This window comes from Pandoraea pneumonica (genome assembly GCF_049918595.1).
GTDB lineage: Bacteria > Pseudomonadota > Gammaproteobacteria > Burkholderiales > Burkholderiaceae > Pandoraea > Pandoraea pneumonica_A.
Genome location: NZ_JBNCRZ010000008.1, coordinates 47,370 through 64,278, shown reverse-complemented (window position 1 = coordinate 64,278; position 16,909 = coordinate 47,370). Strand labels below are relative to the sequence as shown.

Here is a 16,909-nt window from a genome sequence, read left to right as displayed (position 1 = left end):
ACACTCACGAACCGCTCATGCCGCGCTTGCCCGCCACGTCCATGCCAAAATCCGAGCGAGACGCAACGCGCTCGTCGCTGTTCATCGGCTCGACCGAGAAGACGTTTCAGGTGCTGCACGCCTTCGACGGCCCGGCGCGTTACATGACACTCAGCGACATTGCCAAAGCCGCCGATCTGGACCGCAGTGCCACCCAACGCGTGGTGCATACGCTCGAAGCGCTGGGCTACCTCTTCCGAGTGCCCGAGACCCGCACCTACGGCCTGACGACCAAGGTGTTGCAGTTCTCGTACAACTACATTCGTGCGAACGAGCTGGTCGACAAGGCGTCGCCGTATCTGCTCGACATCAGCCGCCGCGTGGGCGAGACGACCAACCTGCAAGAGCTCGACGGTCACGAAATCGTGTTCGTCGCGCGCTTCCCGGGTCAGCATCTCGTGAACATCGACATCGTCGTAGGTGCGCGCCTGCCCGCCATGTTCACGGCGTCGGGCATCGCCATCCTTTCCCGTCTGCCGGAGCCGCGCGTGCGCGAGATACTCGCCAGCACGTCGCTCGAACCGATGACGCCGTACACGCTCACCGACGAGCGCAAGCTGCTCGACCGGATTGCGCTCACGGCACGCCGCGGCTATGCCATCGTCGAGAACGAAACCGTGATGGGTGACATTTCCGTCGCCGCCCCGATCACCGATCACGACGGCCACGCGGTCGCCGCCATCAACATCTCGGTGCCGACCTCGCGCTGGTCGCGCGAACGTGTCGAAGCCGAACTCGCCCCGCACATTCAAGTGGCCGCGACCTCGATCTCGAAGTCGCGGCTCTCGACGTTTCGGCGGTAAGTCCGCAGCTAAGCTTTAACGCCCTTCGAAAATCGCCAGTTGCTTCGTGAGTTCCGTGCGCAGTTCGGCCGACAAGGCCGGTGCGGCGGACACGAGCGGTGCGAGCATCGCGGGCGCGTCGACACCGATCAGATCCATCACCGACTTCATCGGCCCCGGGTTCGTCTCGGCAAACGCGAGATTCATCAGCGGAATCAGCGAACGATGCAGCGCCAGTGCCTCGGCCGTCTTGCCTTCGGACGCCAGCGCGAAGATGCGTTGCCATGCCGTCGGCAACAGCGACGCCGTCACGACGATGCCGCCGCGCGCGCCTGCCGCCACATGCAGCGGGAACAGCGTGTCTTCACCGCTCAGCACCGCAAACGACTCGTCCACACCGGCCACCGTGCGCAGGAAATGCCACATGTCGGTGTTGCAAGCCTTCATGCCGATGATGTTCTCGTGACGCGACAGCTCGTGCAGCACTTCCGGAGCAATGGCGATACGCGTGCGATACGGAATCTCGTAGATCAGAATCGGCACCGGCGATTCGTCGGCGTAGCGCAGGAAATAGTCGCGAATGCCCGCTTGCGTCGGGTTCGTGTAATACGGCGTGAGCACGAGCAGGCCATCGGCACCGGCGGCGGCAAAGTCGCGGCCAGCGGCAATCGCGTCGTGATACCCGGGATCGAGCACCCCTGCGATCACAGGCACGTCGCGGCCTTCGACTTCCTGCGCCGTGAGTTCGGCCATGCGCACACGTTCAGCGCGCGAGAGCGCACCATACTCGCCGGTGCCGCCCAGCGGCACCACGCCGTCGATGCCCTGCCCGAGCAGATAGCGCAGCAACGCGCGCGCAGCATCCATGTGAATCGTGTCGTCGGCATGCACCGGCGTGGGAATGGCGGGCAAGATGCCTTTGAGTTGTGCAGAGCGAAGCATGAGTTTTACGTCCATCAAGCGTGAATCGGATTGATCGGTCAGGCATCGGCAGGCGCGGTCGTCAGACTACGACGGCGCAACCGTTCGGCCACCCAGATCAGTGCGGCAATGAAAAGGAACAGACAGGTCGAGACGGCGGCGATCACCGGCGAAATCTGCATCGTGATTTCGTCCCAGAACTGCTTGGGCAAGGTGGTCGACAAACCGCCCGAGCTAAACAGCGCAATCGTGAGTTCGTCGAACGACGTGGCGAACGCGAACAGGAACGACGACAGCAAGCCCGCGCCCAGAATCGGGAACGTCACGCGGCGCAGCGTCGCCCAAGGGCGTGCGCCCAAGCTGTACGCCGCCAGATCGAGACGCGTGTCGTAGTTGCGCAGCACGGCCATCATCGTGATAACGACATACGGCACGGCGACAACGGTGTGCGCGATGGTCAAGCCGATGCTCGACCCCACTAGCCCAATCTTGGCGAAGAAGTAGAAAACCCCCACCGCCAGAATCATGCGCGGCACGACGATCGGCGCCAGCACGAACGCCAGCATGCCCGCCTTGCCTCGCATGCCGCCGCGCACCAGCAGGAACGCTGCGGGCGTGCCGATCAGCATCGAGAGGAACCCGGCGCCAATACCGACCAACATCGAGCGCGTGATTGCCTGCATCCACAGCGGCGATTCCCAGATCATCTGGTACCACTGCAACGAGAAGCCCTTGGGCGGCCACGACAAGCCCGATGCCGAATCGAACGAGATCGGAATCATCAGCATTGCCGGTGCGGCCAAGAACACGATCAGCAAGAACACCACACCGCGCAAGGCCCAGCCATCGCCTTGCGCACGACGGTTGCGCGGCAAGGCGCGCAACACCAGATCGGTCACGTTGCCCAGCGCCGCCAGCACGGTTTCGCCCAGCACGCGCGTCCAGCCGCCGCGGCGTTTGCCCGGCTTCCCGTCACCAGCACCGCCAGCCATCGTCGAGAGCCCCACCATGCGGTCGTAGATGAAGAACACCACGAGCACCACGGCCAGCAGCAACACGGAAATCGCGCCCGCAAAGCCCCAGTTGAGCGCCTGCATCACCTGATCAATGATGAGCTGCGTAATCATCGTCTCGTGACGCCCGCCCAGCAGCGTCGGCGTGATGAAGAAGCCGATCGACGTGACGAACACCATCAACGCACCAGCCGCCACACCGGGCAGCGACAACGGGAAATACACGCGCCAGAACACAGTGCCCGGACGCGCGCCCAACGTCGAGGCAGCGCTCGGCAGACGACGGTCGATGTTCTCCATCACCGAGAGCATTGTGAGCACGGCCAGCGGCATCAGTGCATGCACCATCCCGACGATCACGGCGGGGAAGTTATAGAGCAGCGAGAGCGGCGCATCGATGATGCCCAGATCCATCAGCGTGCGATTGACCACGCCGTTGCGACCGAGCAGCACCACCCACGCGAACGTGCGCACGAGAAAACTCGTCCAGAACGACAGCAACACCCAGAACAACAGCCGTTGCTTGCGCGAGCCGGTCAGCGTCGAGAGCCGATAAGCAATCGGGTAGCCGGTGAGCACCGCGAAGAAGGTGGTGTAGAGCGACACCTTCAGCGTGATGAGCAGCACCTCGATATACACCGACGAGGCGAACAAACGCTGGTACTCGGCCAGCGTGAAGCCCGCCTCACCGCGAATGCTCAATAGCAGCAACTGGCCGACCGGATACACCAACATCACCATCAGCAAGATGACGATAGGCGCGGCCATGAGCACCGGGCGCAACCGGGCACGCCAGCGCGGGCGGCGCGGCGTGGGCTGGGCGGGGCTCGATGAAGGAGCGGAAGGACGGACCACGGCGGAAGCACTCATGACTTACCCCGCGATGGCCACAGCATCGTCGGCGCGCCACGCGAGGCCGAGCGTCTGCCCGATCTCGAAGCGGTTGCCGCGGCGATGCGTCGGGAAGGCCGCGATCAGCGATTTGCTCGCGTCCTTGCCCGTCGCCTGCGATTGCAGATACAGCTTGGTCATGCCGCCCGTGACCATGATGTCGGTGAGCTTCCCCGATATCGTGGCCACGCCTTCGGCGCTCGCGGCACCGTCATGCACGTGCAAGTTCTGCGGACGCAGCATCAGCTTGACCGGGCGGCCGCGCTCGACCTGCGGGTCGTAGACCATCGCCGCGCCGCCTTCGACACCCGCCATCGCCACGCGTACCTGATCGCCGGTGCGATCCAGCACGGTTGCATCGAGCAGATTCGATTCGCCGAGGAAGTCGGCCACGAACACGCTCTTCGGACGGAAGTACAGATCGTCGGGCGTGCCCAACTGCGCGATCTCGCCCGCGTTCATCAGGCAGATGCGATCGGACATCGTCATCGCTTCTTCCTGATCGTGCGTCACGTAGACGATGGTCGTGCCCAGCTCGCGGTGAATGCGCTTGATTTCGAGCTGCATGTGATCGCGCAGCTTCTTATCGAGCGCACCCAGCGGCTCGTCCATCAGAATGATCGACGGCCGGTAGACCATGCAACGCGCCAGCGCAATACGTTGCTGCTGACCGCCCGAGAGCTCGCGCGGATAGCGCTCGGCCACGTGCGGCAAATGCACCATCTCCAGCGCCTGCATCACCTTCTGGCGCGTGGTCGCGGCGTCCGTGCGACGCATCTGCAACGGGAACGCGATGTTCTCCGCGACGGTCATGTGCGGGAACAGCGCGTAGTTTTGAAACACCATGCCGATGTCGCGCTCGTACGGCGCACCGTACGTGACATCGGCCCCGTTGATGCGGATAGCACCCGCATCGGGCTGCGACAGACCCGCGATCAGCGAGAGCAGCGTGGTCTTGCCCGAGCCGCTAGGCCCGAGCAAGGTCAGAAATTCGCCCTGAGCGACGTCGAGATCGGTAGGAGCTAGCGCGACGAAATCGCCGTAGCGCTTGCAAAGGCCCGAGACTTGGAGATTGGCAACGGTCATAAGATCAGCACCCGTAAAAACGTGAAACGGAACCGCAGGTGAGGATCAGGTCAGGATCCAGCGATTGAAACGCTCAAGCGCGGCGCTCTGGTTCTGTTGCCAGAACTTCGCGTCGATATGCACACCGCTCTTCATGTTCTCCGGGAACGTCGGGCAGTTCTTGGCGACTTCGGGTTTGACGTAGTTGAACGCCTCGGGCTGCGTCATCCCGGCCGGGAAATACTTGACCAGTTCGGCCTGACGCTTCGGGTCGCTCGCAAACTTGATGAACTCGCGACAAGCCGCGGCATTGGGCGTGCCCTTGAGAATCGACCAGTTATCGCAACCCCAGATGTTCTGATTCCACACGATCTGCACAGGCACGCCGTTGGCTTGTGCCGACTGCGCACGCGAGGCCCACGTCGCGACCATGTCGACTTCGCCCGAGCCGAGCATCTGCTCGACTTGCGCGCCGGTGGTCCACCACACGTCCACGTGCTTGGCGATCTTGTCCAGACTCTTGAACGCACGGTCGAAGTCGGCCGGATACACCGAACCGGCAGCAACGCCGTCGGCGAGCAGCGCTTCTTCGATGGTGTCGAACGGATACTTGCGAATGGAGCGGCGGCCCGGGAAATCCTTCACGTTCCACAGATCGGCCCACGACGTCGGTGCCTTGCGGCCCTTGAACGCATCGGTGCGGTAAGCGAGCACCGTCGAATACACGTTGGTGCCCACGCCGAACGGCGACATGTACTGCGGCGGAATCTTGGCGATAACCGGGTCCGACTCCAGACCGTGACGCTCCAGATACTCCTTACCGCCCGAAGTCAGCAGCAAGATGGCCGGCTGGCTGATCTTGGCCATGTCCCATGTGTAGCTGCCCGCATCGACCATGCTCTTGATCTGCGCGGTCGGCTCTGCGTTGGCCTGCACGCCCACCACTTGAATGCCGGTCTTCTCGAAGAACGGCTTGTAGTACACGGCGTCGTACGCCTTGGTGTAGATACCGCCGTCGTCGCGCACCACGATGCGCTTGGTGGCGGCGCGCGACGGCGTCCACACGAACGGGAACGCCACGGCGGCGGCGCCCACGAGGGCCGTCTTCATGGCCGTGCGGCGGCTCGGTTGCGCGAGGGCGTCGATGGGGTTGTCGGCGAGATCGCTGGCGTGACTGGGGAGTGCGGAGGTCTTGCGTTTCATCATGGTCTCCGGTCTGGGAGGGTTGGGCGCGGCGACGTTCGGTGCAGTCGGTACGGTCAGGAACTTAGGCACCGGCCGCCGCGCGCGCAGTTATGGCAACACAAAAGCAGAACTTGCGATGAAGCAGAAACGAGGGTTTTGAGGAAATCGGGAATTAGGGAATCAGGCGGCCCGGGTTGAGCAATTGCTGCGGATCGAGCGCCGCCTTCAGCGTGCGCATCAGCGTGAGTTCGGCCGTCGACTTGTAGCGCGCCATGAGCGGCAACCCCGTCTGGCCCACGCCATGCTCGGCACTGAACGTGCCCGACAGGCGCGCGGCCACGTCGTTCACGCAGGCGCGCATGGCGTCGCCCATCGCGGCGGAATCGCTCAGTGCTTCCCATGCGTCGAAAGAGAACATCGGGATGAAGTGCACGTTGCCGTCGCCCATGTGGCCGACAATCGCGATGTCGAGCCCCGGCACGATGTCATGCACGGCACGCGAGGCTGCTGCAATGAATTCGGGCACGCTCGACACCGGCACAGCGCAATCGGTGGTGAGACCCACGGCGGCCTTCTTGTTCGCTTCGCTCACGCTATGCCGCACTTCCCACAGGTCGGCGCGTTGGGTTTCGTTGGCGGCGATGACAGCGTCTTCGACCAGCCCCTGTTCGATCGCCACGCCGAGCGTTTCGGTCAACACGGCTTCGAGGGCATCGGCATCGCGCGTGTCGCCCAACTCAACCAGTACATGCCACGCATGCTCACCCGCGAGCGGGTTGCGGCGGTTGGGCACGTTGGCGAGCACCAGATCCAACTGGTGGCGATTCATGATTTCGAAGGCCGACAGGCGCGAGCCGCAAGCGCTCTGGAACATGCCCAGAATTTGCAACGCAGCGGCCGGGTCGCGCGGCGCAAACCACGCGAGCGAATGATGTGTCGGCAGCGGATGCAGCTTGAGCGCCGCCGCGGTGATGATGCCCAGCGTGCCTTCCGCACCGATGAACAGGTGCTTGAGATCGATGCCGGTGTTGTCCTTGCGCAGTGCTCGCAGGCCGTCCCACACCGTGCCGTCGGCGAGCACGACTTCGAGGCCGAGCACGTTTTCGCGGGTGTTGCCGTAGCGCAGCACGCTCGTGCCGCCCGCATTGGTCGAGAGCGTGCCGCCGATTTGGCACGACCCTTCCGCGCCGAGACTCACCGGATACAGACGGCCTACATCGGCCGCCGTGTCTTGCACGGTTTTCAGAATGCACCCGGCTTCGACGACCATCGAGCCATTGGCGGCATCCACTTGGCGGATGTGACGCATGCGCGCCAGATTGACGATGACCGGCGCGCGGCCATCGTTCGACGGCACAGAGCCGCCGCACAGGCTGGTGTTGCCGCCCTGCGGCAGGATGGGCACGCCAGCGGCCGCGCACAACTTCACGACGGCGCTGACCTGCTCCGTCGACGAGGGCAACACGACGCACAGCGCTTCGCCGTGATAACGGCCGCGCCAGTCTTCGGTATAGCCGTCGGTGTCGGCCGCGCCGGTGAGCACTGCCGTCGTGCCCAGCGTGGCCTGCAACTGCTCAATCAGCGATTCATGCGTTACAGCGTCGTTCATTGCCCACCTGCTCCTGAATGACGGAGATAGCCCGTCTGGCGATCCGATGTAATCAAGGATAGGCGAGAAAAAATTGCAATAAAATCTCTTTAATTGCATTGCAATCGATTTAGGTGTTTATGCGGATGTGACTCATACGACGGTCAACGCTCTCGTGAGTTAAGTGATAATGGTCGACGTCATCCGAAATCATCCGATCGTCCAACCCGACGCGAGGTGCGCTCGACATGCCTGAAGCTACACACTTCATCGGCAACCAATGGGTCGCGCCGGCTAAAAGCCCGGCGATTCCCGTTGTTGATCCGTCCGATGGTCAGCCGTTCACCCATATCGCCCGAGGCGATGCCGAAGATATCGACCGCGCGGTGAAAGCCGCCCGCGCGGCGTTCGATGGCGAATGGGGACACTTCTCCGCCGCCGAGCGGGGCCGCGTGCTCTACGCGGTAGCCAACACCCTCGCCAAACACCACGAAGCCCTCGCGCAGCTCGAAGCGCGCGATACCGGCAAGCCGCTCAAGCAAGCGCGTGCCGACGCTGCCGCGATCGTGCGCTACTTCGAGTTCTATGCGGGAGCCGCCGACAAGCTGCACGGCGAAACCATTCCGTATCAGCAAGGCTTCACCGTGTTCACCGTGCGCGAGCCGCATGGCGTGACCGGCCACATCATTCCTTGGAACTACCCGCTACAGATTTTCGGACGCAGCGTTGCTGCCGCGCTGGCGACGGGAAACGCGTGCGTGGTCAAGCCCGCTGAAGATGCCTGCCTGTCGCTGCTGCGCGTGGCCGAACTGGCCGCCGATGCGGGGCTGCCGCCCGGCGCGCTCAATCTAGTCACCGGTTATGGCGCCGAAGCGGGCGCGGCACTCGCCAAACATCCTGGCATCGATCACATCTCGTTCACCGGATCACCCGCCACCGGCACGCTGATCTCGCAGATGGCCGCCGAGAATCACACCCCGGTCACGCTGGAGCTAGGCGGCAAGTCGCCGCAGATCGTGTTTGCCGATGCCGACATGGACGCCGTTCTGCCGGTGGTCGTGAACGCCATCGTGCAGAACGCCGGGCAAACGTGTTCCGCTGGCAGTCGCCTGCTTGTCGAGCGCGACGCCTATGAGCCGGTGCTGGCGCATCTGGCCGAAGCGTTTGCGAAGCTGCGCGTGGGCCGTGCCAGTGACGATCTCGATCTCGGGCCGCTCATCAACGCGCGCCAACAACAGCGCGTTTGGGACTTTCTGTCGGAAGCGCAGCACGATGGCATTGCCTTGATGTCGCAAGGCGAAGTCGTCGGCAGCGCGCCGGAAAGCGGCTTCTATCAAGCGCCGGCGTTGCTGCGCGATGTGCCCGCCGAACACCGGCTCGCACGTGAGGAAGTCTTCGGCCCAGTGCTGGCTGCGATGCCCTTCAACGATGAGGCGGACGCGGTTCGGCTGGCCAACGGCACTCTATACGGACTTGCCGCAGGCGTTTGGACACGCGACGGCGGACGGCAGATGCGCCTTGCCCGTTCGATTCGCGCGGGCCAAGTGTTCATCAACAATTACGGCGCAGGCGGTGGCGTGGAGCTGCCCTTCGGCGGCATGAAGCACTCCGGCCACGGACGCGAGAAAGGTTTCGAAGCGCTATACGGTTTCACCACGCTCAAGACCGTTGCCATCAGGCACGGCTAAATCACACGAATTCACGTCGAACGGCAAGCACTCACGGGGGAGACAACCCATGCGTTTGCAAGACAAAGTGGCCATCGTCACAGGGGCCGGTTCGGGCTTCGGTGAAGGCATCGCCAAGACATTCGCACGCGAAGGCGCGGCGGTCATCGTCAACGATCTGAACCGCGAGGCCGGTGAGCGGGTGGCGAACGAAATCGCCGAAACAGGCGGACGCGCGGCGTTCGTCTATGGGGACGTGTCGCGCGAAGGCGATCACGTCACCCTGCTCGACGAAGCCGTTACGCGCTTTGGCAAACTCGACATCGTGGTGAACAACGCGGGCACCACGCATCGCAACAAGCCGCTGCTGGAAGTGACGGAAGCCGAGTTCGATCGCGTGTATGCAGTCAACGTGAAAAGCATCTTTTGGAGCGCGCGGGCGATGGTGCCCTACTTCCTGCAACGCGGCGGCGGCGTGATGATCAACATCGCGTCCACCGCAGGCGTGCGTCCACGCCCGGGGCTGGTTTGGTACAACGGCAGCAAAGGCGCTGTCATCACCGCCAGCAAGGCCATGGCCGCCGAGTTCGGGCCGAACAACATTCGCGTGAACTGCGTGAATCCGGTCATCGGCGACACGGGACTCACCGCCGACTTCATGGGCGTGCCCAACACGCCCGAGAATCGCGCCAAATTCCTCGCGGGTATTCCGCTCGGGCGCTTCTCCACCCCACAAGACATTGCCAACGCCTGCCTCTATCTGGCCAGCGACGACGCCGCGTTCATCACCGGCGTTTGCCTCGAAGTGGATGGCGGACGCTGCATCTGACATCCGGCATCCGGCATCTGGAATTCGGCACCATTTCTGCTTTTGTTTTTGCAGTTGCAGTGGGTTGCACCGTAGCACCGTAGTTGTCACACATCAAAACGACAGACAACAAACGTCATGCAGGAGGAGATCCGTATGAACAGTATTCCGACGCCCCCCACGCCGATGGCCGACACGCTACCGGCAGGCTTCGAAGAAGCGACCTACCGCAAGGTGGGCTGGCGGCTGATTCCGTTTTTGCTGCTGTGCTACGTGGTCGCGTACCTCGACCGCGTGAATGTGGGCTTCGCCAAGTTGCAGATGGTCGGCGACCTGCAATTCTCCGAGACGGTGTTCGGCCTTGGCGCTGGCATCTTCTTCATCGGTTACTTCATTTTTGAAGTGCCGAGCAACGTGATTCTGCATCGCGTGGGCGCACGCGTGTGGATCGCCCGCATCATGATTTCGTGGGGCATCATCTCGGGCGCGACGATGTTCGTCACCACGCCGTCGATGTTCTACGTCATGCGCTTCTTGCTGGGGGTGGCCGAGGCAGGCTTCTTCCCCGGCATCATTCTGTACATCACCTACTGGTATCCGGCCTCGCGGCGCGGACGCATGACGGCGTGGTTCATGACGGCCGTCGCGCTCTCAGGGCTGATCGGCGGACCGATCTCGGGCTGGATTCTCAAGGACATGACCGGTGTCTCCGGCCTTGCGGGCTGGCAGTGGATGTTCCTGCTCGAAGCGATTCCGTCGGTCATCATCGGCATCGTCGTGCTGTTCGTGCTCGACGACCGCATTCGCGATGCCAAGTGGTTGAGTGAAGCAGAGAAGTCGATGCTCGAGCGCAATATCGCGAGCGATGTGCTGACCAAGGAGGACCTGCCGCTGCGTCAGGTGTTCTCCAGCCCGCGCGTATGGATGATGAGCCTGATCTACTTCTCGTTCGTGATCGGTCTGTACGGCGTGGGCTTCTGGCTGCCGACGATCATCAAGGGCACGGGCGTGACCGATCCGCTGCAAATCGGGTTGCTCACCGCCATTCCGTACTTCTTTGCGGTGATCGCGATGGTGCTGGTGGGGCGCCGCTCCGACGTGCGCGGCGAGCGGCGTTGGCACATCGCCATCCCGGCGTTCATCGGTGCGATCGGGCTGTTCCTGTCGACGACGTGGAGCCACAACACGCAAATGGCGATGGTGGCGCTCACGTTCGGCACGATGGGCATCATGATCGTGCTGCCGTTGTTCTGGAGCCTGCCGACCGCGTTCCTTGGTGGCACGGCAGCCGCAGCGGGCATCGCAATGATCAACTCGCTGGGTAATCTCGCGGGCTTCGTCGGGCCGTATCTGATCGGCTTCCTCAAAGACACCACGCAAAGCACCAACAGCGGCATGTTTCTGCTCACCGCCTTCATGATTCTCGGCGGGCTGCTCACGCTTGCCGTCCCCGCGCGACTGGTCAACAAGTAAAACGGCGAGCGGTTGTAGTCGAGTCACCGCCTTGGGAGTAACATGCATCAGGCCATCCGCTCCGGGATGGCCTGTTTTTTTCCCCGAAACCGCATGCCCGCCAACGACTCACAGACGATGCCGGCCGGCGTCTCGCTCACCCCCGCCGAGGTCAAATCGATCCTCTCCGGCCTGCTGCTCATCATGTTTCTCGGCTCGCTCGACCAGACCATCGTCGCGCCCGCGCTGCCGACGATCGCGCGCGATCTGGGCAGCTTCGACGCCGTGTCGTGGGTGGTCACCGCCTACTTGCTCTCCTCGACCGCGATTACCCCCATCGTCGGCAAACTCTCCGATCTATTCGGGCGTCGCGGCATCATCGCGCTGAGCGTGGCCGTGTTTCTGGTCGGCTCGATCCTTTGCGCACTTGCCCCGACGATGCTCACGCTCATCATTGCGCGCGGCGTGCAAGGGCTGGGCGGTGGCGGGTTGATTGCGCTATCCAATACCGTCATTGCCGACATCGTTTCGCCACGCGAGCGCGGGCGTTATCAGGGCTACATCTCGGGGATGTTTGCGGTCTCGGGCGTGGCCGGGCCAGTGACGGGCGGCGTATTCGCGCAGTACCTCAACTGGACGCTTATCTTCTGGATCAACATCCCGCTCGGTCTGCTCGCCATTTATCTGAGCGACCGCGCATTGCGCCGCCTGCCGCGCCGCGTGGGTAAGCCGAGCATCGATTATCTGGGCTCGCTGCTGTTGATCGTGGCCACCGTCGCGTTGCTGCTCGCGCTCACGTGGGGCGGTCATCGCTATGCGTGGGTGTCGAAGGAGATCGTCGGACTGGTCGTCGTCACGGTCGTGGTCGGCGCCGCGTTTTTGCGCCATCAACGCAGGACGGTGGAGCCGCTGCTACCGCTCACTTTGCTGGCCAATCCGGTGTTCCGCGTCACGTCGACGATGGCGGTGCTGGTGATGATGGTGAACATCAGCATCGGCATCTACGTGCCGCTTTATCTGCAATTGCAGCGCGGTCAGTCGGCGAGTAGCTCGGGCTTGATGTTGATTCTGCCGTTGCTCGGCATTGTGGTCGGTGCGTTGTCGTCGGGGCATTACATGCGCACGACGGGGCATTACAAGCGCCCGCCGCAGATCGGATTGCCTGCGGCGTTGCTTGGGTTAGCCGTGATTGCGCTTGGCGTGGAATCGCTGCCGCTCGTCGCCATCGGTGCCTGTCTGGGGCTGGTGGGCATCGGCTTCGGCTCGGCCATGCCGGTAATGACAGTCGCCACGCAGAACGCCGTGGCGCCCCGCGACATCGGTATCGCGACCGCCGCACATGCGTTCTTCCGCGCACTGGGCGGCATGATCGGCGTGGCGCTGTTCGGGGCCATCATCGTGGGCCTGCTGGTGATGGGCGGAGACGGCACCGCACCGCACGAACTCACCGACTTCCTGCGCCCCGGTGGCGCACCGGCAGGCATGGAGGATCATTTGCGCCTCGCATTCGGCGCGTTCTTCGGTGGTAGTGCCTTCGTGGCAGCGCTCGCCATCGTGGCACTCAGCCGGTTGCCGGAAATTCCGTTGCGTCAGAGCTCCGCGAACGAGGCGGTGGCGGCGATCGATTGATGTCAGTGAGTTGGTGGCGTTTCGTGCAAGCGTTTCGAATGAGCACTGCCTGAAAGCGGTAAGACGAGGGCGACGCGCACGATAGCGCCATTGCCCTTCGTCATGGAGTCTGCCGTGCTCCCCATCAACGCCAATCGCGTCACGCCACCGCGCACTTCGGCGGATTCGACATCCGACGCGCAACCGTCGCCGGACGTCGAGAACGCGCCTGCCGATCACACCTCAGCCGACGACGCACTGGTCGATGACGTGACGATGGATTCGCGCGCTCCATCCCCCGCGCCGACTGGCGAGTGCGACGAAGCCATGCGGGCAGACGCGCAGACGTCACGCAATGTGGCATTGTCGAGAATCGTGCCAATCGCAAGCGTAGACACGATGCCGCACGCTCGCGTTGCGGACTTGGCGAGTCTTCCCGATGCCGTGCTCGATGCCACGCTCCAAGCCAGCCCCCACGACCCTGACAGCCTGCAATTTCAGGCGCTCCGAGAGAGTCTCAAGCACGCGCCGCTTGCCGACGCACAACGTCTCTTTGGTCGTCTCGCGGGACGATTAGCAGCGTCCCCTCTCTCACTCACGCACTGGGGGACGGCATTCGAACAACTGGCGTCGCTGCGCCCTGTACTGTGTGACCGTTTATCCGACGCCATCTTGGCGCTCCTCCCCAACCGCGAGGATGACCGGCATGGGCATGCATTTTGTTTGGCAACCGAATCGGTCGAGGCAGTGCTCGATGCCGCGTTCTTGCGTCGCGCCCATGCCATGGAGTCCAGCGCAGCGTTGCCGATTCCCCCCCGCTTATGGGACAGCACGCTCGCGAGCCTGCGGTGCACCGACAACTACTGCGAGCCCTGGCGGTTGACGCGGCTCGCGCGAGCCATCCCTTCGCTGCCGGAAGCGCACAGAACGGCCGCTGTGTTGAGCACACTTAAGGCCGCTCAGGAATACGAAGGCAATGATGGCGCTAGCGGGTGGGGAGACCTGACCAGGGTGCTCATCGACGTGACACCGGCGCGCGACCGCCTTTCGGTCGCACGCGATCTCCTTGCCTGCGCTGCCGCCTCGAATCCGAGTGAAACCATGGACGTGTTCAACGCCGTGGCAAGCGCGATCGCGCGCTTCCCGGAAGATCATGCGGGCCCCATGCTCGCTTCGCTAGCGAACTTCGCCACGATGCGGTTCGAATACGGACAGCTCGATATCTTCACGAACGAGCAATCGCTTGATGCCCTAAAAACCTTGCAGAACGCCACCGCGCTCGACCCAATACGACGTTATCCCCGCCCCGATTTCGATGCGCTGCTGGGCGACACGCTCGAAGCGCTCGCCGAGCGTGTCTACACGCAGTAAGCGGGTCGATGCCGTGGACACCTATCGCGGGATAGGTTGTCGGCGGTCGGAAAACAAAAATGCGCCGGTGCCTCGCATGGCAATTTGGCGCCCCCCTTTTCATTGAATGGAGATCGACTTGTTCCCTATCGGCACGCCCGGCCCCTCGACGCAACCGCAACTTCGTTTGCTTCTCACCGGTGAACCACCGGCAAAACGCCCTTGTATGGAGTCGAGCTTTGGCATCGATCTCGCCAGTGCATCGGCCACGAACCTGAGCTCGCGCCCTCCCTTTGCCTTCATCACCTCGACGCCCAAGCCGCCCCTACCCGCGTCGCTAACACCCGACCTCGAGGTCGATGTCCTCCTGCCTGAAGCCCTCAATACCAGCACGTTATCGAAGATCGGCAGCGACCCGAAAAGTCTCACCGCGCTGGCAACGCTTGCCCATATGGCGACGGCAACGATCCCGGAAGCGAAGCGACTTTATGAGCGTTTGCTCGATGCTTTGCGCGCGATGCCGCAGTTCGAAAACTGGGATCTGGCGTTCGCGAATCTACTGACGATGCGCGACACGCTGGAGCGTCGAACGGCGCAAGCGATGGTGGAACTGCTTGTCGATGCGCCCGGCGAGCAACGCACAGACGTCGTCAAGGCGTTGGTACACACCGCCAGCAACGCACGCTTCGACGGCGTTCTGCAAAGCCGCCTCGATGCCATCGCACAAATGCCGCCGGGAAAGCGACTGGCCGCGTGGCGTAGCACGTTCGCGAGTTGTCAGCGCAGCGACGGCTACTACGACACATCGAGAGCGAATCGGTTAGCCGCCGGTATCGCCCATTTACCCCAGGGCGAGCAACGCGCAGCGACATCGGCCCTCCTCGCGAATGCCGGAAATCCGATCCGCGGTACCGGTTGGGGCGAGTTGGTGGAAACCTGCGCAAAGCAGGCCTCAAGCAACGGCACGATCACTCGCTGGGAAGTGTTAAAAGAGGCACTGGACGCGTCGTCAAACGCGGGGGACGCCGCGGTCAAGGAAGCCATTGCCGAGGCGATGCGTCATCTTGAACGCTGCCCGCCAGACGGCGCGCAAGCGTTGCTGGCCATGGCCGTGCAAATGACGACGCTGGAGGGGGATTACGAGCATCTGGGCTTCAACGATTTCGACGCAATCTCGCTCTTGCGCGATCTGCGCGATACCAGCAGTAGCGATAAGCGCGCGTACCCACGTCCGGATTTCGCGACGCTAATTCGGCAGCAACTTGAGTACGCTGCGGACTAACGCGAAACGACAGGTCAACAGGAAATGGGTATTGGCAGTTGAAATGGCGCCAGCCGCATGAGGCTGGCGCCATTTTTTACGTCTTAGGCCGTGGCACACGCCCGGTAGTGACGGTTGGCCTGCTCCATCTGGCCAAGCCCTTCGAAGAGTTGCGCGAGCGCGAGATGCACGCGCTGTTGCAAGTGACGGTCGTCGGTGTGGCGCAGTGCACCTTCGAGGAAGGTCTGTGCCTTGCCCCACAGGCGCTGATGCTGACACAGCTTGCCCAGCGCGTAGAGCAGATCGGGATCGTTCGGGTGGCGTTGCTGCCACGCTTCCGCTTTCTGAATGAGCGGCAGCGCATCGCCGCCAGCGCAGTCGGCATAGCGACGCAGCAAACGGGCATCCCAGTGCTCGGCGAGCGCCGCTTCGACGATGTCGCGCGCTTCACGCGGACGGTCGAGCGCAATCAGCAACTCGGCGGCCACATCGGCAATGCGCGACGACGTGCGTACGTCGGCGGGCAACTCATGCCAGCACTTAAGCAGTGCATCGGCATCGTGACGGTGATCGCGCAAGATCCCTTCGCTCGCTGTTTGCTTGAGCTTGGCTGCCAGCGCCGGATGCAGCGCTTCGCGCTTCTCCAACACCTTGAGCAAATTCAGCACTTCAGGCCAATGCTTCAGATGCTGATGCGCACGCAGCGCCACCAGTTGCGCCTGCATGCGTCGCGCACCTTGCGCACGCATTTCAGTGAGCGCTTCGAGGGCGCCTTCGGCATCGCGCGTGTCGACACGCAACTCGGCCGTCTGCAACAGACGCGCTTCTTCGAGATTCGCGCCCTGTGCTTCGGCAAGCCACGTGTCGCGACGCGCAAACTCACGCATGCGATGCGCCGCCCGCGCGCCGATGATCGCGGCGACGCCACGGTTATCGTCTTGCTCGGCAGCTTCACGTGCAGCCTTCTCCGCACGGGTATAGCGCCCCGCGAAGAGATTGGCCACGGCGTCGCGCAACGCGATGTTGGCGCGGCGGCTGCGTTGGCGATTGCGGTAAGCAGCCACGCGCTCCGGCATCTTGTAGATGTTGCGCAGGATACGAATGATGACGTACAGCGCCACGAACAGTGCCAGCAGCGCCAGCACGAACAGGTTCAGCGACACGTCCACACGGTACGGCGGCACCAACATCACCACCTGCCCGTGATTGAACGTGGCCAGCACGGCAAAGCCGGCCGCCACCGCGAACAGGAGCGTCAACCAGATCAGTCCTCTCATCC

General features: G+C 63.1%; 13 protein-coding genes. 7 read left to right on the top strand and 6 right to left on the bottom strand.

What is annotated here, in order from left to right; translation table 11 throughout:
• Positions 1-17 precede the first annotated feature (17 nt).
• Positions 18-842, top strand: a complete 825-nt coding sequence (locus ACPWR9_RS24525) for an IclR family transcriptional regulator (RefSeq protein ID WP_426301511.1) — start codon at positions 18-20, stop codon at positions 840-842.
• 15 nt (positions 843-857) lie between these two features.
• On the opposite strand, the gene ACPWR9_RS24520 is transcribed toward ACPWR9_RS24525, so the two are convergent.
• The 5 genes from ACPWR9_RS24520 to ACPWR9_RS24500 all read right to left on the bottom strand — a co-directional run bounded on the left by ACPWR9_RS24520 (position 858) and on the right by ACPWR9_RS24500 (position 7,505).
• A complete protein-coding gene (locus ACPWR9_RS24520) occupies positions 858-1,763 on the bottom strand; it encodes a dihydrodipicolinate synthase family protein (RefSeq protein WP_150682035.1) in 906 nt (301 codons plus the stop codon).
• Between the two features lie 38 nt (positions 1,764-1,801).
• Positions 1,802-3,523 carry an ABC transporter permease subunit gene (locus ACPWR9_RS24515; protein WP_426301835.1) on the bottom strand — a complete coding sequence of 574 codons (1,722 nt, stop codon included), beginning with the start codon at positions 3,521-3,523 and terminating at the stop codon, positions 1,802-1,804.
• A 105-nt stretch (positions 3,524-3,628) separates the two neighbouring features.
• A complete protein-coding gene (locus ACPWR9_RS24510; RefSeq protein WP_426301509.1) occupies positions 3,629-4,732 on the bottom strand; it encodes an ABC transporter ATP-binding protein in 1,104 nt (367 codons plus the stop codon).
• Between the two features lie 45 nt (positions 4,733-4,777).
• Positions 4,778-5,821, bottom strand: a complete 1,044-nt coding sequence (locus ACPWR9_RS24505; RefSeq protein WP_426301833.1) for an ABC transporter substrate-binding protein — start codon at positions 5,819-5,821, stop codon at positions 4,778-4,780.
• A gap of 247 nt (positions 5,822-6,068) precedes the next feature.
• Positions 6,069-7,505: an FAD-binding oxidoreductase gene (locus tag ACPWR9_RS24500; protein ID WP_426301507.1), complete on the bottom strand. Its 1,437-nt coding sequence runs from the start codon at positions 7,503-7,505 to the stop codon at positions 6,069-6,071.
• 227 nt (positions 7,506-7,732) lie between these two features.
• Here ACPWR9_RS24500 and ACPWR9_RS24495 point away from each other — a divergent pair, with 227 nt between their 5' ends.
• From ACPWR9_RS24495 to ACPWR9_RS24470, 6 genes are all read left to right on the top strand, one after another.
• Positions 7,733-9,172: an aldehyde dehydrogenase family protein gene (locus tag ACPWR9_RS24495; RefSeq protein ID WP_426301505.1), complete on the top strand. Its 1,440-nt coding sequence runs from the start codon at positions 7,733-7,735 to the stop codon at positions 9,170-9,172.
• A 49-nt stretch (positions 9,173-9,221) separates the two neighbouring features.
• On the top strand, positions 9,222-9,980 hold the full coding sequence (locus tag ACPWR9_RS24490; RefSeq protein ID WP_426301503.1) for an SDR family oxidoreductase: 759 nt from the start codon (positions 9,222-9,224) through the stop codon (positions 9,978-9,980).
• Between the two features lie 135 nt (positions 9,981-10,115).
• On the top strand, positions 10,116-11,432 hold the full coding sequence (locus ACPWR9_RS24485) for an MFS transporter (RefSeq protein WP_426301501.1): 1,317 nt from the start codon (positions 10,116-10,118) through the stop codon (positions 11,430-11,432).
• 93 nt (positions 11,433-11,525) lie between these two features.
• Positions 11,526-13,040 carry an MDR family MFS transporter gene (locus ACPWR9_RS24480; protein WP_426301499.1) on the top strand — a complete coding sequence of 505 codons (1,515 nt, stop codon included), beginning with the start codon at positions 11,526-11,528 and terminating at the stop codon, positions 13,038-13,040.
• A 114-nt stretch (positions 13,041-13,154) separates the two neighbouring features.
• Positions 13,155-14,390, top strand: a complete 1,236-nt coding sequence (locus tag ACPWR9_RS24475) for a hypothetical protein (RefSeq protein WP_426301497.1) — start codon at positions 13,155-13,157, stop codon at positions 14,388-14,390.
• A gap of 205 nt (positions 14,391-14,595) precedes the next feature.
• Positions 14,596-15,651 (top strand): hypothetical protein, encoded by a 1,056-nt coding sequence (locus tag ACPWR9_RS24470; RefSeq protein WP_426301495.1) that lies wholly within the window; start codon positions 14,596-14,598, stop codon positions 15,649-15,651.
• Between the two features lie 83 nt (positions 15,652-15,734).
• Here the strand turns inward: ACPWR9_RS24470 and ACPWR9_RS24465 are convergent, their stop codons facing one another.
• The gene (locus ACPWR9_RS24465) at positions 15,735-16,907 is read right to left on the bottom strand and encodes a heme biosynthesis protein HemY (RefSeq protein ID WP_426301493.1); all 1,173 of its coding nucleotides are present in this window, start codon (positions 16,905-16,907) and stop codon (positions 15,735-15,737) included.
• Positions 16,908-16,909: the final 2 nt, after the last annotated feature.